At 42.5% G+C, this 19,210-nt stretch carries 15 protein-coding genes and 1 pseudogene; 12 read left to right on the top strand and 4 right to left on the bottom strand.

What is annotated here, in order from left to right; translation table 11 throughout:
- Positions 1-57 precede the first annotated feature (57 nt).
- From ezrA to AB4X21_RS07135, 3 genes are all read left to right on the top strand, one after another.
- A complete protein-coding gene (ezrA, locus tag AB4X21_RS07145) occupies positions 58-1,782 on the top strand; it encodes a septation ring formation regulator EzrA (RefSeq protein WP_369087730.1) in 1,725 nt (574 codons plus the stop codon).
- A 112-nt stretch (positions 1,783-1,894) separates the two neighbouring features.
- Positions 1,895-2,563: a phosphoserine phosphatase SerB gene (gene serB, locus AB4X21_RS07140; RefSeq protein WP_369087729.1), complete on the top strand. Its 669-nt coding sequence runs from the start codon at positions 1,895-1,897 to the stop codon at positions 2,561-2,563.
- Positions 2,548-3,663 (top strand): glycerate kinase, encoded by a 1,116-nt coding sequence (locus tag AB4X21_RS07135; protein WP_369087728.1) that lies wholly within the window; start codon positions 2,548-2,550, stop codon positions 3,661-3,663. Before serB ends, AB4X21_RS07135 begins: the two co-directional genes overlap by 16 nt.
- A 42-nt stretch (positions 3,664-3,705) precedes the next feature.
- On the opposite strand, the gene AB4X21_RS07130 is transcribed toward AB4X21_RS07135, so the two are convergent.
- On the bottom strand, positions 3,706-4,158 hold the full coding sequence (locus AB4X21_RS07130) for a DUF1694 domain-containing protein (RefSeq protein ID WP_369087727.1): 453 nt from the start codon (positions 4,156-4,158) through the stop codon (positions 3,706-3,708).
- A 210-nt stretch (positions 4,159-4,368) separates the two neighbouring features.
- Here AB4X21_RS07130 and eno point away from each other — a divergent pair, with 210 nt between their 5' ends.
- On the top strand, positions 4,369-5,673 hold the full coding sequence (gene eno, locus AB4X21_RS07125; protein WP_369087726.1) for a surface-displayed alpha-enolase: 1,305 nt from the start codon (positions 4,369-4,371) through the stop codon (positions 5,671-5,673).
- A gap of 104 nt (positions 5,674-5,777) precedes the next feature.
- Here eno and AB4X21_RS07120 read toward each other — a convergent pair whose 3' ends face one another.
- Positions 5,778-5,963 (bottom strand): hypothetical protein, encoded by a 186-nt coding sequence (locus AB4X21_RS07120; protein ID WP_003002861.1) that lies wholly within the window; start codon positions 5,961-5,963, stop codon positions 5,778-5,780.
- Between the two features lie 95 nt (positions 5,964-6,058).
- A complete protein-coding gene (locus tag AB4X21_RS07115) occupies positions 6,059-7,069 on the bottom strand; it encodes a lactonase family protein (protein ID WP_003011099.1) in 1,011 nt (336 codons plus the stop codon).
- 168 nt (positions 7,070-7,237) lie between these two features.
- Here AB4X21_RS07115 and AB4X21_RS07110 point away from each other — a divergent pair, with 168 nt between their 5' ends.
- The 3 genes from AB4X21_RS07110 to budA all read left to right on the top strand — a co-directional run bounded on the left by AB4X21_RS07110 (position 7,238) and on the right by budA (position 10,421).
- On the top strand, positions 7,238-8,413 hold the full coding sequence (locus tag AB4X21_RS07110; protein ID WP_151378623.1) for an AI-2E family transporter: 1,176 nt from the start codon (positions 7,238-7,240) through the stop codon (positions 8,411-8,413).
- Positions 8,403-9,632, top strand: coding sequence for a tetratricopeptide repeat protein (locus AB4X21_RS07105; protein WP_151378622.1), 1,230 nt, complete (start codon positions 8,403-8,405; stop codon positions 9,630-9,632). Before AB4X21_RS07110 ends, AB4X21_RS07105 begins: the two co-directional genes overlap by 11 nt.
- Before the next feature lie 72 nt (positions 9,633-9,704).
- Complete coding sequence (budA, locus tag AB4X21_RS07100) at positions 9,705-10,421, top strand: acetolactate decarboxylase (protein WP_003002766.1); 717 nt, start codon at positions 9,705-9,707, stop codon at positions 10,419-10,421.
- 563 nt (positions 10,422-10,984) lie between these two features.
- Here the strand turns inward: budA and AB4X21_RS07095 are convergent.
- Complete coding sequence (locus AB4X21_RS07095; RefSeq protein ID WP_369087725.1) at positions 10,985-12,646, bottom strand: NFACT family protein; 1,662 nt, start codon at positions 12,644-12,646, stop codon at positions 10,985-10,987.
- 516 nt (positions 12,647-13,162) lie between these two features.
- On the opposite strand from AB4X21_RS07095, the gene trpX reads away from it, so the two are divergent.
- From trpX to pheT, 5 genes and pseudogenes are all read left to right on the top strand, one after another.
- Positions 13,163-14,164: a tryptophan ABC transporter substrate-binding protein gene (gene trpX / locus AB4X21_RS07090; RefSeq protein WP_024055230.1), complete on the top strand. Its 1,002-nt coding sequence runs from the start codon at positions 13,163-13,165 to the stop codon at positions 14,162-14,164.
- 123 nt (positions 14,165-14,287) lie between these two features.
- A complete protein-coding gene (locus AB4X21_RS07085; protein ID WP_369087724.1) occupies positions 14,288-14,707 on the top strand; it encodes a chromosome partitioning protein ParB in 420 nt (139 codons plus the stop codon).
- A gap of 315 nt (positions 14,708-15,022) precedes the next feature.
- Positions 15,023-16,078, top strand: a complete 1,056-nt coding sequence (pheS, locus tag AB4X21_RS07080) for a phenylalanine--tRNA ligase subunit alpha (protein WP_003018892.1) — start codon at positions 15,023-15,025, stop codon at positions 16,076-16,078.
- A pseudogene (locus AB4X21_RS07075) lies at positions 16,072-16,587 on the top strand (GNAT family N-acetyltransferase). The gene pheS and the pseudogene AB4X21_RS07075 overlap by 7 nt, the downstream one beginning before the upstream one ends.
- A gap of 157 nt (positions 16,588-16,744) precedes the next feature.
- Positions 16,745-19,150: a phenylalanine--tRNA ligase subunit beta gene (pheT, locus tag AB4X21_RS07070; RefSeq protein WP_369087723.1), complete on the top strand. Its 2,406-nt coding sequence runs from the start codon at positions 16,745-16,747 to the stop codon at positions 19,148-19,150.
- Positions 19,151-19,210: the final 60 nt, after the last annotated feature.

Raw genomic sequence — 19,210 nt, 5'->3', positions numbered from 1 at the left:
TTTTATGGTATAATTACTAGGATTACGTTCAAGTAATACGATGAAGGAGTTTTTTATATGTCTAGTGGACTAATTGTTCTCATCCTTATTGTCGCCCTTATCTTGATTGTAGGATATGTGGTTGCAGTCATTTTGAGAAAACGAAATGAAGCCTTACTGGCAGCACTGGAAGAACGAAAAGAAAAGTTATACAACCTTCCGGTCAACGATGAAGTAGAGGCCGTAAAAAACATGCATTTGATTGGTCAAAGTCAAATTGCATTTCGTGAATGGAATCAAAAATGGGTAGATCTATCCTTAAATTCATTTGCTGATATCGAAAACAATCTGTTTGAAGCGGAAGGCTATAATAATTCATTCCGTTTCATAAAGGCTAAACATGCCATTGACAATGTCGAAAGTCAGATCCAATTGATCGACGAAGATATCAAGGCGATTCGCAAGGCCCTTTCTGATCTGGAAGAGCAGGAACAAAAGAATAGCGGTCGTGTGGTTCATGCCTTAGATATGTTTGAAGAACTTCAAAAAGAAGTCTCCTCAGATCAAGATCGTTTTGGCAGTGCGCTTCCTGAAATTGAAAAACAAATTGGAAATATTCAATCTGAGTTTTCGCAATTTGTAACCTTGAATTCTTCAGGTGACCCTGTTGAAGCGGCTGAAATCCTTGATACAGCTGAGAATCATATTGTAGCCTTAAAACAAATTGTTGAGCGAGTGCCAGAAATTGTCACTGCCCTTCAGTCAAAACTTCCAGACCAATTAGAGGATTTGGAAAGTGGCTACCGCAAGCTTTTGGAATCAGGCTACCACTTCACTGAAACAGATATTGAATCTCGTTTCCAACAGTTGCATGCTTCCTTGAAGAACAATATGGCAAATGTATCTGCCCTTGAATTGGACAATGCCATTTACGAAAATGAACAAATTCAAGAAGAAATTGATGCATTGTATCACATCTTTACACGTGAAATTGAATCACAAAAAGTTGTGAAGAAGTTAGTGAAACAACTGCCTGGCTATTTGAAACATGCCAAAGATAACAATAGCAACCTTGCGGCAGAAGTGGAACGTCTCGGTAAAACATTCGTCTTGAATGAAGCCTTCAGCCAACAGTTAAAAGAGTTAGAGGCTGAGCTATCTTCACAAGAAAATGTGGTAGAAGATGCCTTGAAAGATTCATCTGAAACACAAAAGGCCTATTCAATTGTAGAAGAAGAATTAGAAGCCATCGAGGCTCGCTTGAAAGAAATCGAAGATGAGCAAATCGGCTTGAGTGATTCCCTTTCAAAAATTGAAAAAGACGATGCCAATGCTCGCCAAAAAGTCAACATCTATGCCAACCGTTTGCATGCCATTAAACGCTATATGGACAAACGGAACTTGCCAGGAATTCCTCAAGAATTCTTAGAAATTTTCTTTACAGCAAGTAACAATACAGAAGCTTTGATGGATGAGTTGGAAGGGGATAAAATCAATATCGAATCAACCAATCGTTTGTTGGAAATCTTGACCAATGATATGAATGAATTGGAAGAAGCGGCATATCGAATTGTTCAAAATGCGACTTTGACAGAGCAATTGTTGCAATACTCGAACCGTTACCGTTCATTTGATGATCATGTACAGGCAGCCTTTGATGAGTCCCTTTATATTTTCGAAAGAGAATATGACTATGCGGCTTCCTTCAAAGTCATCTCGGATGCTTTGGAAATGGTAGAAGCTGGCGTAACCGATCGCTTTGTTACATCATATGAAAAAACGCGGGAGCAAATTCACTTCTAATAACAGAAAAACGACCTTTTAGGAGGTTGTTTTTTTATCTTCAAATGATCATTGAAACTTGAAATTAACTACCTATTTTTGTATAGTAAGGGAGAAATAAGAAAGGAAAGCGATGAAAGAAGTAACAGGACTCCTGGTTATGGATGTAGATGGAACCTTGGTCCGACAGGAAGGGATTGATCTACTAGCTCAAGAAGCTGGCGTGGGAGAAAAAGTTGCAGAGATTACAACACAAGCAATGAATGGGGAGCTGGATTTTTCAGCATCTTTAGAGGCGCGTGTCGCTTTATTGAAGGGATTAGAGACCTCTATTTTTCCGAAAATTTTGGAGCAGATGGAAGTCACGCCGGGTGCTGAAACGTTGATCACGGAACTTCATCAAAGAGGTTACAAGGTTGGCCTTGTTTCAGGGGGATTTCATGAAGTCATCGACCCCATCGCGAGGTCTTTAGGAATTGATTTGGTCCGAGCCAACCATTTGCAGGTTTCTAATGGCCGTCTGACAGGGGAAGTCCTCGGTGGGATAATCACACCTGAAAGGAAAAAAGAGGCACTTTTGACGTGGGCAAAAGAAAATCATGTCCCACAAAGTCAGACGATTGCGATGGGAGATGGTGCCAATGATCTTCCGATGATTGAAACAGCTGGTGTCGGGATTGCCTTTATGGCGAAGCCAATCGTCGCAGAGCGTGCCCCATATCGTATCGAGACGAGGGATCTAAGACTTGTTCTTGAAATTTTAGACCAGCATAGAAAGGAAACAGCATGCATATCCTACTAGCACCGGATTCATTTAAAGAATCCCTATCCGCCAAACAAGTAGCAGAAGCCTTAAAAAAAGGATTTCAAGAAGCTCTACCAGATGCAACTTTTGATCTCCTTCCTATTGGAGATGGTGGCGAAGGAACCATGGAAACCCTTGCTGGAGTTATGGATGTAACTGAGTACCAAACTCAAGTAACAGGACCATTTGGCCAGCCTGTTTCAATGTCCTACTATCAAAAAGATGAGATGGCCTTTTTTGAGATGGCCTCTCTTGTCGGTCTAGGATTAATTCAAGCTGAAAAACGAAATCCTCTTGAACTGGAAACACGAGGAATTGGTGAACTTATTCTGCAATTGGTTGACCAAGGGGTTAAAACGATCTGTGTGGGAATTGGCGGTTCTGCAACGAATGATGGTGGGATTGGGATGGCAGCTGGACTTGGGGTAGCCTTCTATGATGATCAAGGCCATCTACTTCGTCCCGTTGGGGCTTCGCTCGGTCGTGTGGCTAGAATAGATACCAGTGCGGTTCCAAAAGCTTTACAAGACATCGAGCTCCAAGTCTTAACGGATGTAACCAATCCTCTCTGTGGCAGTCAAGGAGCGACCTATATCTTTGGTGAGCAAAAGGGATTGAATCCCCTTCTGTTTCCAGTTGTCGATCAGGCTATGCAGGGTTTTTACCAATTAGTAGATGCACGAATATTGTCCATGCCTGGCGCCGGAGCTGGAGGTGGCATGGCTGCTGGCTTGGTCGCTTTTGTGGGAGGTCTGATTTCCTCAGGAATTGAAAAAAGTCTCGATTTGATTGACTTTGATCACAAAGTACAAAAAGCGGATCTGGTCGTCGTGGGAGAAGGTAGGATGGATCTCCAATCCCTTTCTGGGAAAGCACCTGTCGGGGTAGCCAAACGAACACCAGAAAAGATACCAGTGATAGCCATTTGTGGTAGTTTAGCGGAGGATTTGCCTGATTTTCCAAGTCATCACATTGATGCTGCCTTCTCTATCGTAAGGGGTCCTTGTGAGGTAGCAGATGCACTCGCTCACGCTGAAAGAAATCTAATTTTCTGCGCGCGAAATATTGGCAACCTTTTAAAAATAAAAGCAAACTAAAAAACCAATGGAAAGGGGATGTTCCCTTCCATTGGTTTTTCTTTAGCTAAAGAGACGTTTCCAAAATGATTTCTTTTCTGGACTGGCAGTCTCTTCTTTCTTTTCAAATAAATTTGGATACTGGAGACTCATATCTGTTGGTGAAATTCCAGATGAGTGGTCAGTATGGATGATGAGACCAAAGGGGGAATGGCGACAGTCATCCGAAACGATGCTTGCCACAAGACCGAGATCCTTGGTTTTTTTCAAATATTGTAGCTGGTTGCTTTCATCTAAAGCTGGGGAGATCTTGACCAAAACAGGATGAAAGCGATCCGAAATATCAGTGAGGATTGTCGAATACTGCTCCAGGTACATCTTGTCCCTTGCCTCCTCCAAGGTGCATGAAGCAATCACCCGCTCCTCATAAGTCTCCAAAAATCGACGCTGCTCATCCGGATTGAATCGAGTAGGACCAGCGGCTTTTTCTAAAATTGTTTTATTAATATCTGTCATAAGCTTAGTATAGCATAAAGCGCGGCAGAAGAATAGAAGTATGCAAAAAAATTAAATAAGGAGGGAAATGAAAGAAAAAAAGAACGTGGAACCGTTTTCTTGTTAAAAACTTCTCAATTTTCGTAGATTTCCTTGTTTTTTCTTGAAAAAATAGCTTAATTACGATATGATAGAGGAGTAAAAAATATAACTCAATAAGGAGAGTAAGAAATGTCAATTATTACTGATGTTTACGCTCGCGAAGTCCTAGACTCACGCGGTAACCCAACACTTGAAGTAGAAGTTTATACTGAATCAGGTGCTTTCGGACGTGGTATGGTTCCATCAGGAGCTTCTACTGGTGAACACGAAGCTGTAGAACTTCGCGACGGTGACAAATCTCGTTACGGTGGTCTTGGAACTCAAAAAGCTGTTGACAATGTAAACAACATCATTGCTGAAGCAATCATCGGCTACGATGTACGTGACCAACAAGCTATTGACCGTGCAATGATCGCTCTTGACGGAACTCCTAACAAAGGTAAATTGGGAGCAAACGCAATCCTTGGTGTGTCTATCGCTGTAGCTCGTGCTGCTGCTGACTACCTTGAAATCCCACTTTACAGCTACCTTGGTGGATTCAACACTAAAGTTCTTCCAACTCCAATGATGAACATCATCAATGGTGGATCTCACTCAGATGCTCCAATCGCTTTCCAAGAATTCATGATCGTACCTGCTGGTGCACCTACATTCAAAGAAGCTCTTCGTTGGGGTGCTGAAATCTTCCACGCACTTAAGAAAATCCTTAAAGGTCGTGGTCTTGAAACTGCCGTTGGTGACGAAGGTGGATTCGCTCCTCGTTTCGACGGAACTGAAGATGGTGTAGAAACTATCATCGTCGCTATCGAAGTCGCTGGTTATGTTCCAGGTAAAGACGTATTTATCGGATTTGACTGTGCATCATCAGAATTCTACGATAAAGAACGTAAAGTTTATGATTACACTAAATTCGAAGGTGAAGGAGTCGCTGTCCGCACTGTCGCTGAACAAATCGACTACCTTGAAGAATTGGTAAACAAATACCCAATCATCACTATCGAAGATGGTATGGATGAAAACGACTGGGAAGGTTGGAAAGCTCTTACTGAACGTCTTGGTGGTAAAGTTCAATTGGTTGGTGACGACTTCTTCGTAACAAACACTGATTACCTTTCACGTGGTATCAAAGAAGGATGTGCTAACTCAATCCTTATCAAAGTTAACCAAATCGGTACTCTTACTGAAACATTCGACGCTATCGAAATGGCGAAAGAAGCTGGTTATACTGCCGTTGTATCACACCGTTCAGGTGAAACTGAAGATTCAACCATCGCTGACATCGCAGTTGCAACAAATGCAGGACAAATCAAGACTGGTTCACTTTCACGTACAGACCGTATCGCTAAATACAACCAATTGCTTCGTATCGAAGATCAACTTGGTGAAGTTGCTGAATACCGTGGATTGGAATCTTTCTATAACCTTAAAAAATAATTTAGTATACTAGATTAGAAAGATCCTTGAGTTTTCTCAAGGATCTTTTTTTGCGATTGGGGTAAACAAAAATTCCTCAACTATCTAGTTGAGGAATCATCTTATTAGAACAAGCCTTTGATTTTGTCCAAGGCACCGCTGACCATTTCATTTCCAGATACAAGCCCTTTGGCTTGTTCAAGGTAGTCACCGAGGTTGTCTTTGTTGTCATCAACAAATTTCTTTGCAGCGTCGAAATCTTTCTTTTCGATCATTTCTTTCACTTGGTTAAATAAGTCTAATGGATTCATGTTAGGGTCTCCTAAAATATAAGTTGTGAAGTCAGGCTCACGCCTTTTCCTCATCTATTTAATCATTTTTTTAGAGGTTTGACAACTAAAACGACTTAATGAAAAACCGTACAAACGGCCTCTGGAACATAGAAGTCGTCGGATAGAAGGGTCAATTTTCCGCTAGCAGAATCTCGTTTGAAGACGGTGGCATTAGGTGAATCTTGATGGGCTACGATCAAATAGTTTTGATCAGGACTAAGCGTGAAATCTCGTGGATTGAGCCCTTGACTTGGAACAATTTCAATCAGTTCTAGGCTACCATCAGCCACAACTTTGAAGACCGCGATGGAATTATGAGCACGGTTAGATGCATAGAGGAATTTTCCATCAGCTGAGAGCTTGATTGCAGAAGCCCATTTTTGACCATCGTAGTCTGATGGAAGTGTGGAAACAGTTTGGAAGTGTTCGAATTCACCCATACCGTCATAAAAGAGGACGTCGATGGTGGCATTTAATTCATTGATGAGATAGGCAGTCTTATAATGAGGATGGAAGACAAGGTGACGAGGTCCTGCCCCTGGAGCTATTTGGTACTGATTGATCAGGGTAAGTTTTCCTTCCTCACTGACATCATAGACATGCAAACTGTCTGTTCCTAGGTCACACGTGATCAAGTACTGATCTGGTGTAAGGTCTGCATAGTGGGTATGCGGACTTGCTTGATTGGCATGAGGACCACTTCCTTGGTGGGTGTCTTGATCGACAAAGGACAAACGCCCATCTGCCTCTAGCTTATATACGAGAACTTGGCCTTTGTGATAGTTGGCTCCATAGACCAGTTGACGCTTGTCATCGACAGAGACATAGCAGAGTGGAGCGCCCTCTTCAACAACGTGATTGAGTGGCTGAAAATCAGCTGTAAAACTTGCGATGCCTCCTTTTCCCTCTTCAGCTCCGACACTGTAGAGGTTGCCTTTTTCAGAAAAAGCGATATAGGTTGGATTGGGCTCAGCTGCCACTAGTTCAAGTTGGCTCAATATCCCTGTTTCAGGATCAAATTGTGCCTTGTAAATTCCTTTGGATTCTTTTTTGGTATAGGTACCGAAATAAATGGTTTGAGACATAGGTCACCTCGTATGATTTGTTAGGTTTATTATATCAAAGGTCCTATTGGAAGGCAATTGCTAGTTGAAAAGGGGAGGCCTTTCTTTCTTATTTTGCTAGTTTTTTCGTAACTTCAAGCTCAAAAAATGCTAAAATAGAAACAGATTGAAATGAAAAAGGAGTTCTCTGTGGATAATAAAGAAAAACAGTTTAGTTTGTCCTGGTTTTTTAGATGGTTTTTAGACAACAAGGCCATTACCGTATTTTTAGTCACCTTGCTCTTGGGTTTGAACCTTTTGGTTTTGAGTAAAATCACCTTTATTTTTATTCCTATTTTTGAGTTTGCAGGAGCCGTCATGCTGCCTGTCATTATCTCTGGTTTGCTCTATTACCTGCTCAACCCCATTGTTGACTTTCTTGAAAGAAAAGGACTTAAGCGGATTTTTGCGATTTCCTTCGTCTTTTTCTTGATTGCAGTGCTCTTAATTTGGGGTCTGGCTGTAGTGATTCCAGCTGTCCAACGACAAGTGGTGAGTTTCTTTCATAACCTGCCAACTTATTTGGAGAAGGCCAATGCAACCATCGATGATTTTCTAGATAATCGCGTTTCTTCTGATGTCAAACCCCAGTTAGATGAGATCACTAAGGAATTGTCTGCAAACATTACTTCTTGGGCCAGTTCGATCTCTGGGCGGGCTGTTAATTGGGTCAGCAATTTGATCGGAGTTGCTTCGCAAGTCATTGTTGCCTTGATCATCATGCCTTTTATTGTCTTTTATCTTCTACGAGATGGAAAAAATTTAAAGGGCCACATTGTTCGCTTCTTACCGACCAAGATTCGTAAATCTGTGGAACAAGTTCTCTCCGACGTCAACACCCAACTCTCCAATTATGTTCGAGGGCAAATTACAGTAGCCATTGTCGTCGCCATTATGTTCATCATCTTCTTTAAGATCATTGGCTTGCGCTATGCCGTGACACTGGGGATTTCTGCAGGGATCTTAAATTTGATCCCTTACTTGGGTAGTTTCTTAGCTATGTTACCTGCTTTAGTATTAGGCCTAGTAGCAGGACCAGAAATGTTTATCAAGGTCTTGATTGTATTTGCGGTGGAACAAACCATTGAAGGACGTTTTGTATCACCTTTGGTTTTGGGAAGCCAGTTAAATATTCATCCGATTACCATTTTATTTGTGCTCTTGACGTCAGGATCTATGTTTGGAATCTGGGGAGTTTTCCTTGGAATTCCAGTCTATGCATCTGCTAAGGTTGTTATCGGAGCTATCTTTGAATGGTATAAGGTCGTCAGTGGCTTGTACGAAGAACACAATGAAGTAGAAGAGGAAACACATAGTGAGTCATAGTCAAAAAATGGTAGAGGCTCTCGATCGGCAAGAGCTAGAAGAGGCAGAAGTTCAATTTCAACAGGCCTTGTTAGAAGATAGTGAAGAACAATTATTGGATTTGGGTCAATATCTTGAAAGTATCGGTTTTTACCCTCAGGCAAAAGAGATCTATGAACAGATTGCAGAAACCTATCCAGAAGTGTATCTAAGTTTGGCAACCATCCTTGCAGAGGAAGGTCAAACGGAAGAGGCCTTTGCTTATTTAGAAGAAATTGGTCCTGAGTCTAACTGGTATGTGGCGAGTCTCTTGGTTAAGGCGGATCTCTATCAACTGGAAGGACTCGCAGATGTTGCGCGTGAAAAATTAGTTGAAGCAGCCAGTCTGTCTGATGATCCGATTATTCAATTAGGGTTAGCTGAAATTGATCTGGAATTGGAACGCTATCAAGAGGCTATCCAAGAGTATGCCCAGTTGGACAATCGAGAGATTTTGGAAGCGACAGGAATTTCCACCTATCAACGGATTGGTTTTGCCTATGCCAATCTTGGTAAGTTTGAAGCAGCTGTTCCTTTCTTAGAGAAAGCTCTGGAGATTGAGTTTGATGACCAAATTGCTTACGAATTAGCGACCTTATTGTCAGACCAAGAAGAATACCAAAAAGCCCTGATCTACTACAAACAAATTGACACTTTGTCCCCTGAGTTTGAAGGGTATGAGTACGGGTATGCCTTAGCTTTACAGGCTGAAAATGACCGTGAAAAAGCGCTTGAAATTGCCAAACAAGGGATTGAGAAGAATCCATTTGACGCACAGTTGAAGCTCCTTGCTTCTCAGCTTTCTTATGAGCTCCACCAGCCTGAACAGGCAGAAACTTATCTGTTGGAGGCTAAAGAAGTGGCGGATGATCTCGAAGAGATTGCTCTTCGCCTGACTACCCTTTATTTGGAACAAGAACGTTTTGACCAAGTCTTAGATTGGCAAAATGAAGAAGTCGAAACAGTTGTCACTCGGTGGAACATTGCCCGTGCCTTGGCTGCCTTGGGGAAAACAGAAGAGGCCGTCTCAGCCTACCAAGAGCTTTATGAGGATTTAAAGGACAACCCAGAATTCCTCGAAGCCTACGTTTATCTGTTGCGTGAGGCTGGAGATGTGACGAAGGCGCGTGAAGTGGCTAACCAGTATTTGGCGATCGTACCAGACGATGTGCAGATGCAAACCCTCTATGATAACCTCTAATATAAATCATATCGTGAAGATTCGCATTAGTTTGTGGTATACTGGTAGAAGATAGAATGAGGAGAGAAAAACATGGAACCAGTGAAACTTTTTCAATACAATACCTTAGGTGCCCTAATGGCGGGTCTGTACGGGGGTTCATTTACGATTGGAGAACTCTTGGAACACGGAGATCTGGGAGTTGGGACGCTTGATTCTATTGATGGAGAGTTGATCGTATTAGATGGTAAGGCATATCAGGCCAAAGGATCAGGGGACCATCCTGAAATAGTCGAAGTTTCTCCGGATGCCAAGGTTCCTTATGCAGCAGTTGTCCCTCACCAAGCAGAAGTGATTTTCCGCCAACGCTTTGAAATGACGGACGAGGAATTGGAAGCCCGTATTGAGTCTTATTATGATGGGGAAAATCTGTTCCGCTCTATTAAGATTCATGGTGATTTTGCCAAGATGCATGTCCGTATGATTCCAAAATCAACACCAGAGATGAAGTTTGCAGAGGTTGCAACCCATCAGCCAGAATATACACGGGAAAATGTCACAGGTACCATCGTCGGTTTTTGGACACCGGAAATTTTCCATGGCGTGAGTGTGGCAGGTTACCATTTGCACTTTATTTCAGATGACCATACCTTTGGTGGCCATGTCATGGATTTTGTCATCTTAGAAGGGATTGTAGAGGTAGGGGCTATCGATCAGCTGGATCAACGTTTCCCAGTTCAAGACCGTCAGTACCTCTTTGCCAAATTCAATGTTGATGAGGTCAAAGAAGACATCCATAAAGCAGAATAAAAGGTTGAGCATTGCTCAACCTTTCGTATTGAAGATAATATTATTTAAGAAACTTTCCTTAGGTGAGAACGGACGTCAGCGAACTTCAAATAAGTTCCATGACTAATTAAGATACAGAGGGCGTTTGAGGATAAAGTCAAAATAGGGAGTAGGACAGAAGCAATATTATTTATGAACGCTTCGTCGTCCTACCCTCACAAGGCTGATTAGGTATTCTTCCGAGCTTGGAAAGCGACAGAAGAATCCAATCAGCTACTGTGTCTTGGATTTATTGCTATTGCAGCTTGTGTTTTGACACAATCCGCAGCCTGTGTTCAATTAGTTTTGAACCTCTTCACTCTTTAATTTCTGGGCTCAGGCTAAAACAGTTTCCCAAACTGTTTTACTCCCAAAACTCCCGAGTGCTAGAAACAAGATTGTTTCTAGCACTTTTCTCACGGCGGAAAGTTTCAATATATGTTGAATGAGCCTAAAAGTATACCTCATTTTATTTTTCAGCATACTTGGAACAGTTTGTATACATACTCAAAGGTTGAGCGATACTCAACCTTTTATTTTTGAAATCAGTCTTCTAGTTTCATAGCTTTGATTTTTTCTTCTTCTGGGGTGACCCGCAGAGTCTTCTGGCCGGTATAGGTGACAAAGCCTGGTTTTCCGCCAGTTGGTTTATTGAGTTTCTTGGCTTCGATCATATCCACTTGGACCAGGTTAGAGAAACGGGCCTTGGAATAGTAGGCCGCCAACTCTGCAGCATCGGTCTTTACTTCATCCGATGGATTTAGATTTCCTGTAATGACGACGTGGCTGCCTGGGATATCTTTGGCATGGAACCAGAGTTCGTCTTTCTTAGCGATCTTAAAGGTTAATTCATCGTTTTGGAGATTGTTGCGACCCACTAAAATAATGGTTTTTCCGTCACTAGCCAGGTATTTTTTTGGTTTTTTCCGTTTATGAATTTTTTCACGGTTGCGTCGTTTGATAAAGCCGGTCTGGATTAACTCCTCTCGAATCTCTGCCACCTCAGCCAGGCTCGCTTGAGAAAGAGCTGTTTCAACCGTTTCAAGATAAGAAATGGTTTCCTTGGTTTCTTGAATGAGGATGGTCAAATGTTTGACGGCTTCTTTTAACTTCTGATAGCGTTTAAAGTAGCGTTGGGCATTTTGATTAGGGGTCAGGGCTTTGTTGAGTTGGATGGTGACCGGTTCATCTGTATAGTAATTATCCAAAACAACCTGGTCTTGGTCGTTTGGTACCTGATGGAGGAAAGTTGTCAGCAATTCTCCTTTTTGGCGGAATTCTTCCGCATTGTCGGTCGCTGCTAACTCAGCTTCTTGTTTGGCTAATTTTTTTCGGTTCTTTTCGAGATCGTTTTCGACCTTTCGGATCAATTCACTAGCCTGTTGTTGCACCCGATCGCGTTCAGCCTTGTCTCGGTAATAGTCATCTAGCAGATCTGAAAGTGTTTCAAACGTTTGACTGGACGCATCCGCAAAGGGGATAGCCGAGAAGGATTTGGTCGTTAGGTGAGGCTCAGTAGGCGTCTCGAAAAAGGCACGGAAGGTCTTTAATTTTTCATTCGTCTCAAGTCTCTTGGCTAATTCTTGAGCCGTATCTCGCCCCAAACCTTGGAAACATTTTTGAAGGTTCTTTGGACTTAACTCTTCCTTGTGAAGAAGGGCAAAAAGGGCTTCGTCTCCAATAGTAAAAGGATTGACCGCGTCGGTTTTCGGAGGAGCTATATAGGTTGATCCAGGGAGAATGGTCCGGTAGCTATTTTGTGAGAAGCCGACATGTTTAATGGCTTCGATGATTTTATTACTGGTGCGGTCCAGGAGAATAATGTTACTGTGCTTACCCATGATTTCGATCATGAGGCTGACAGAAATAGCATCTCCAATTTCGTTTTTATTGGAGACACGGATTTCGAGAATCCGGTCGTTCTCCATTTGTTCAATCCCTTCAATAACAGCTCCTTGAAGATATTTGCGCATAACCATAATAAAGGTATTGGGAAAGGCAGGATTTTCAAAGTTGGTCTGGGTCCGTTGAATCCGTCCAAAGACAGAATGGGCAGAGAGCAAGAGCTTTTGGTTTTTCCGATTGCCTCGGATTTGGAGCACCAATTCTTGCTCGAAAGGTTGGTTAATTTTTTGAATGCGACCACTCAAGAGTTCGGCCTTCAATTCTTCCACCATATGGTGTAAAAAAAATCCATCAAAAGACATGGGATTCCTCATCATTCTAGCGTTTATTCTAGTAAATTATATCAAAAATAGCGAGGAAATCCCAGAAAGAAGCAAGAGGCTATTCAATAGAAAATGCGAACGTTTTCAAAAAAATTCAGAAAAAGTATTGACATTTTTGAAAGAAAATTTTAAAATGTAAGAAATTAGAAAAGTAGTAAATGAAAGTTTCAAGAGAGCCCACGGTTGCTGAGAGTGGGTAGCGGCAGTTTATGAAATTGGACTAATGATGAGATGAATTTGAAACAATAAAAATTCGGTTGGCACACCTTATCGTGCAACTTGTTGCTAGACAAGACAGAGATATGGGGGGAGACTATCCTTTTCCCATAAGTGAGGTGGCACCGCGATGACACGTCCTCACATAGCTTTTGCTATGTGTGGGCGTGTTTTTTGTTTTAGATGAGAAGGGAGAAAATATATGAAGAAACGATGGCGTCGCAGTCTTTAGATGATGGAAAAAAAGAAGAAAATGAAAAAATAGAAGAGGTATTAAAAATGAAAAATAAACGTTTAATGGGAATTATTGGTTTGATTGCAGCAGCAGTCATTGGGACAGCGATCTATTCAGCTACAGCAGGCAAAGACAACAAGGCAGCAAGCAGCAATGAGAAAGCTAAAGTTGGAGTCTTGCAGTTGGTCAGTCACCCTTCGCTTGATCTGATCTACAAAGGGATTCAAGATGGTTTAGCTGAAGAAGGTTATGACAAAGACAAAGTGGACATTGATTTCCTCAATGCAGAAGGCGACCAAAATAAAGTTGCGACCATGAGTAAACAATTGGTAGACAAGGATAACCAAGTCTTGATTGGGATTGCAACCCCATCTGCTCAAGGATTGGCTAGTGCAACTAAAGACAAACCAATCGTTATGGGAGCTGTCACTGATCCGGTCGGCGCAAACTTAGTCAAAGATTTGAAAAAACCAGGTGGCAATATCACTGGAGTATCTGACCACAATCCAACTGAGCAACAGTTGAAATTGATCAAAGAGTTGACTCCAAACGTGAAAACAATTGGTATCCTGTACTCAACCAGTGAAGATAATTCCAAATCTCAAGTAGAAGAATTTACAAAATTAGCTGAAAAAGCAGGTTACAAGGTGGTTCCTTATTCTGTTCCTTCTACAAACGAAATTGCTTCCACTGTGTCTGTAATGTCAGGCAAAGTCGATGCCATCTGGGTTCCAATCGACAATACTATCGCTTCAGCCTTCTCAACAGTTGTCGAAGCCAACAAAACAGCTAAAAAACCAATCTTCCCAAGTGCGACAGCCATGGTTGAAGCTGGTGGTCTTGGTTCAGTCGTTGTCGACCAACATGATCTTGGAGTAGCAACTGGTAAAATGGCTGCGAAAATCTTGAAAGGCCAAAAACCTGCAGACACGCCTGTTGAAATCTTTAGCCAAGGAAAATCTGTGATCAATAAAAAAGTCGCAGATGAATTGGGTATTACTATTCCAGAATCTGTCTTGAAAGATGCTGGACAAGTCATTAAATAAAAAGAAAAAGAATAACAAGAATGGCGGGGGAATTTGGCTTAGGCAGGTCTTTAAATCGTGACCTTTAAAAATGTCTACCAGTGCTCATGACCAACTATGTTACTCATGGTAGAGGAGAAAGATATGGAAATCAAGATAACAGATCTTCATCCGACCCAACTATATTTATCAGAAAAGAAGTTACAAGCTATCCAGATGCTGGATCAGTCGGCAGACATCATCAATGTGGATCCAATTAGTGTTCTTGCATTTGGAAATCGCTTCTTGATTACAGACGGGCATCACAGGGCTTATCAGGCTTTATTGGCAGGTCGGGATACGATTTCTGCTGAGTTTGATAGAGATGGTGGCGATGAATTGTATGATCTCTATGCGCAAGCTTGCGAGGAAAGAAAGATAACCTCTGTTTTGGATTTAAAACATCGTATCTTACCTCAAGATGAGTATGAAGCAAAATGGTATAACTGGTGTGATGGTTTTAACCAAGCAGCAACTCTTCTATTGAAAAGGCAATCAGATGAAACAGACAAGGCAAATAGATAATGCACGGCCTCTTGTTCCTTTGTATATTGAAATTAGTCTCATCTAACTTGTTTTTTAACAAAAAATCTGCTAAACTAGATAGTAATCGAATAGAAATCTGCAAGACTAGTATCTCAAGGGAAGTGCGACAGGGAGAAGAGCCGTGACTGAAAGCTCTTTGCATGAAAGCTGAGTGAATTCACTTGCGTAAAGGATTTAGAAATTAAGGTCTGGTTTACGGATAAAAAACGGATGGTACCGCGTGTCAACGCTCCGAATGTGGGTGTTGGCGCGTGGTTTTTTCTATGTCTGTAGAGGGACCATGATGGAGGAAATATGTCAACGATTGAAGAACAATTAAAAGCGCTTCGTGAAGAAACGCTGGCAGCTTTGAAGCAGATTTCTGCTGAAAATGAAAAAGAATTGCAAGAACTACGGGTCTCTGTCCTTGGGAAAAAAGGATCTCTGACTGAGATCCTCAAAGGGATGAAAGATGTCTCTGCTGAGATGCGTCCGGTTATCGGGAAACACGTCAATGAAGCCCGCGATGTGTTGACGGCTGCCTTTGAAGAAACAACCAAACTCTTGGAAGAAAAGAAAGTCCAAGCTAAACTAGCTAGCGAAAGCATCGATGTGACGCTTCCTGGTCGTCCGGTTGCTAGTGGTTACCGTCATATCTTGACCCAAACCAGCGAAGAAATCGAAGATATCTTTATCGGGATGGGCTACCAAGTCGTGGACGGCTTTGAAGTGGAGCAAGACTACTACAACTTTGAACGCATGAATCTGCCTAAAGATCACCCAGCGCGGGATATGCAGGATACCTTCTATATCACAGAAGAAATCTTGCTTCGGACCCATACCTCACCAGTACAGGCGCGGGCGATGGATGCGCATGACTTTAGCAAGGGACCATTGAAGATGATCTCTCCAGGGCGTGTTTTCCGTCGGGATACAGATGATGCGACTCACAGCCACCAATTCCATCAGATCGAAGGCTTGGTTGTTGGGAAGAACATCTCAATGGCAGACCTTCAAGGAACGCTACAATTGATCGTGCAAAAGATGTTTGGTGCAGAACGTCAAATCCGTCTGCGTCCTTCTTATTTCCCATTCACTGAGCCATCGGTTGAGGTGGACGTTTCTTGCTTCAAATGTGGTGGAGCTGGATGTAACGTATGTAAGAAAACTGGTTGGATTGAAATCATGGGAGCCGGTATGGTTCACCCACGCGTCCTTGAGATGAGTGGTATTGACCCAACAGTTTATTCAGGATTTGCCTTTGGACTTGGTCAAGAGCGTGTGGCTATGCTTCGTTACGGAATCAATGATATCCGTGGCTTCTATCAAGGGGATATCCGTTTTTCAGAACAATTTAAATCATCATGTTAGTAAAAGTTAAGCCGAATGAATTTCAAATTTTAAGGGAATTAGAGGTGGAAACCTACGGGGATACCTTTGGTTCCTACATCTCGGATGCCGATATGGAAGATTACTACCAGACGGTTTTATCGCTAGAGCAAATCCAAAAGGACCTAGCAGACCCGGAATCAGAGACCTATTTTGTCCTTGATCACAATCAGGAAATTTGTGGTTTTCTCAAGTTTAACTGGGGCAAGGCACAAACAGAGCCAGTAGAGATGGACAATGCTTTTGAAATCCAGCGCATCTATGTCAAAAAAGAACATCATGGCAAGGGCTATGGCAAGGAAATGTTTAGCTTTGCCTTAAATGAGGCTCATAAACGTGGATTTGACTAGGCCTGGCTGGGTGTCTGGGAACGAAATTTTAAGGCCCAAAACTTTTACAAACAATTCGGATTTGAACGGTTTAGCGAGCACCACTTTATCACAGGGGAAACCGTGGATACAGACTGGTTGTTGAGAAAGAAATTGATCTAGAATGGACGAGAAACTTCTATTCTAGAGAAGGGGAGGTTATGAGACCTTCCTAAGTCAGCCTCGAGCTGGAAAACACAAAATGAAAGGATCAAAACGAGGGTGGATGGAGATCTAGGAAGAATATCTAGATTTCAGCATTGCCCTTGGTATCTTACATATGTTAGTTAGTTATAAATGGTTAAAACAATTGGTGGACGTGGATGTGCCATCAGAAGAGTTGGCTGAAAAAATGTCAACCACAGGGATCGAAGTAGAAGGTGTGGCATCAGCTGCTGCTGGTCTCTCAAAAATTGTCGTCGGAGAAGTCTTGTCTTGTGAAGATGTGCCAGAAACACACCTTCATGTCTGCCAAGTTAATGTGGGTGAAGAAGAAGCCCGTCAAATCGTCTGTGGAGCACCAAATGTTCGAGCAGGCATCAAGGTGATGGTGGCTCTTCCAGGTGCTCGCATCGCGGACAACTACAAGATTAAAAAAGGGAAAATCCGTGGCTTGGAATCCCTTGGGATGATCTGTTCACTTGGTGAGTTGGGCATTTCTGATTCTGTTGTACCAAAAGAATTTGCTGACGGCATCCAAATCTTGCCAGAAGATGCTGTTCCAGGAGAAGAAGTCTTCTCTTACCTCGACTTGGATGATGAAATCATCGAACTTTCCATCACTCCAAACCGTGCAGACGCTCTTTCTATGCGTGGGGTAGCGCACGAAGTAGCAGCGATCTATGACAAGGCTGTCAACTTTAAAGAATTCAGTTTAACAGAAACAGACCAAGCTGCAGCAGATGCTCTTTCTGTCAGCATTGACACTGATAAGGCTCCTTATTATGCGGCTCGTGTCTTGGGCAATGTAACCATCGCACCAAGTCCACAATGGTTGCAAAACCTTCTCATGAACGAAGGTATCCGTCCAATCAATAACGTGGTCGACGTGACCAACTATATCCTGCTTTACTTTGGTCAACCGATGCATGCCTTTGACTTGGATACCTTTGAAGGAACTGATATCCGTGTGCGTGAAGCGCGTGCTGGTGAAAAATTGGTAACCTTGGATGGGGAAGAACGTGACTTGGAAGCAACTGACTTAGTCATTACGGTCGCTGACAAACCAGTAGCCCTTGCAGGTGTCATGGGTGGTGAGGCAACAGAAATCTCAGAAAAATCCACTCGTGTTGTCCTTGAAGCAGCGGTTTTTGATGGAACTTCTATCCGTAAGACCAGTGGACGCCTCAACCTTCGTTCTGAATCATCTTCTCGTTTTGAAAAAGGCATCAATGTGGCAACTGTCAATGAAGCCCTTGATGCAGCAGCGAGCATGATTGCAGAGCTTGCAGGAGCAACTGTTCGTAAGGGAATCGTTTCAGCAGGCCAGCTTGATACTTCAGATGTGGAAGTTTCTTCAACTCTTGCTGACGTCAATCGTGTTCTTGGAACTGAGCTTTCCTACGCAGATGTCGAAGATGTCTTCCGTCGCCTTGGATTTGGTCTTTCTGGAAATGCTGACAGCTTCACAGTAAGCGTTCCACGTCGCCGTTGGGACATCACCATTGAAGCGGACCTCTTTGAAGAAATTGCTCGGATTTATGGTTATGACAAATTACCAGCAACTCTTCCAAAAGATGACGGGACAGCAGGTGAATTGACAGCGACTCAAAAATTGCGTCGTCAAGTTCGTACCATTGCTGAAGGAGCAGGCTTGACTGAAATCATTACTTACGCTCTTACAACTCCTGAAAAAGCAGTGGAGTTCGCTACATCACCAAGCAACTTAACAGAGCTTATGTGGCCAATGACTGTGGATCGTTCAGTCCTCCGTCAAAATATGATCTCAGGGATCTTAGATACCGTAGCTTATAACGTCGCCCGTAAGAACAAAGATTTGGCCCTCTATGAGATCGGAAAAGTCTTTGAACAGACAGGTAATCCAAAAGAAGAATTGCCAAACGAAATCAACAGCTTTGCCTTTGCTTTAACTGGCCTAGTCGCTGAAAAAGACTTCCAAACTGCAGCTGTTCCAGTTGACTTCTTTTATGCCAAGGGAATTTTGGAAGCTCTCTTTGCTCGCTTGGGTCTTGATGTGACTTATACAGCAACACAAGAAATCAAGAGTCTCCACCCAGGTCGGACAGCCTTGATCTCACTTGGTGACCAAGTGATTGGGGTCTTGGGACAAGTCCACCCTGTAACAGCTAAGGCTTATGATATCCCAGAAACCTATGTGGCAGAATTGAACTTATCTGCTATTGAAGCAGCTCTTCAACCAGCCGCAGCCTTTGTGGAAATCACTAAATTCCCAGCCGTGAGCCGTGATATCGCCCTTCTTCTCAAAGCAGAAGTGACCCACCAAGAAGTGGTTGATGCGATTCAAGCTGCTGGCGTGAAACGCTTAACAGATATTAAACTCTTTGACGTCTTCTCCGGTGAAAAACTAGGTATCGGTATGAAGTCTATGGCCTACAGCTTGACCTTCCAAAATCCAGAAGATAGCTTGACGGACGAAGAAGTCGCACGCTACATGGAAAAAATCCAAGCTTCCCTCGAAGAAAAAGTCAATGCAGAGGTGCGTTAATGTTTAGATCAAAACAGTTGAGATATGCTCTCAGCTGTTTTTGTTGTATTTAAAAAATTA

Source organism: Streptococcus sp. CP1998 (assembly GCF_041026655.1).
Taxonomy (GTDB): Bacteria; Bacillota; Bacilli; order Lactobacillales; family Streptococcaceae; genus Streptococcus; species Streptococcus dentalis.
The sequence above is the reverse complement of the archived record's forward strand: the minus strand, read 5'-3'. Positions and strand labels throughout refer to the sequence as shown.

What these genes read in the sequence shown, in the direction of transcription:
- ezrA (WP_369087730.1), top strand. Translation starts at nt 58, where the DNA reads ATGTCTAGTGGACTAATTGTTCTCATCCTTATTGTCGCCCTTATCTTG.
- serB (WP_369087729.1), top strand. Translation starts at nt 1,895, where the DNA reads ATGAAAGAAGTAACAGGACTCCTGGTTATGGATGTAGATGGAACCTTG.
- AB4X21_RS07135 (WP_369087728.1), top strand. Translation starts at nt 2,548, where the DNA reads ATGCATATCCTACTAGCACCGGATTCATTTAAAGAATCCCTATCCGCC.
- AB4X21_RS07130 (WP_369087727.1), bottom strand. Translation starts at nt 4,158, where the DNA reads ATGACAGATATTAATAAAACAATTTTAGAAAAAGCCGCTGGTCCTACT.
- eno (WP_369087726.1), top strand. Translation starts at nt 4,369, where the DNA reads ATGTCAATTATTACTGATGTTTACGCTCGCGAAGTCCTAGACTCACGC.
- AB4X21_RS07120 (WP_003002861.1), bottom strand. Translation starts at nt 5,963, where the DNA reads ATGAATCCATTAGACTTATTTAACCAAGTGAAAGAAATGATCGAAAAG.
- AB4X21_RS07115 (WP_003011099.1), bottom strand. Translation starts at nt 7,069, where the DNA reads ATGTCTCAAACCATTTATTTCGGTACCTATACCAAAAAAGAATCCAAA.
- budA (WP_003002766.1), top strand. Translation starts at nt 9,705, where the DNA reads ATGGAACCAGTGAAACTTTTTCAATACAATACCTTAGGTGCCCTAATG.
- AB4X21_RS07095 (WP_369087725.1), bottom strand. Translation starts at nt 12,646, where the DNA reads ATGTCTTTTGATGGATTTTTTTTACACCATATGGTGGAAGAATTGAAG.
- trpX (WP_024055230.1), top strand. Translation starts at nt 13,163, where the DNA reads ATGAAAAATAAACGTTTAATGGGAATTATTGGTTTGATTGCAGCAGCA.
- AB4X21_RS07085 (WP_369087724.1), top strand. Translation starts at nt 14,288, where the DNA reads ATGGAAATCAAGATAACAGATCTTCATCCGACCCAACTATATTTATCA.
- pheS (WP_003018892.1), top strand. Translation starts at nt 15,023, where the DNA reads ATGTCAACGATTGAAGAACAATTAAAAGCGCTTCGTGAAGAAACGCTG.
- pheT (WP_369087723.1), top strand. Translation starts at nt 16,745, where the DNA reads ATGTTAGTTAGTTATAAATGGTTAAAACAATTGGTGGACGTGGATGTG.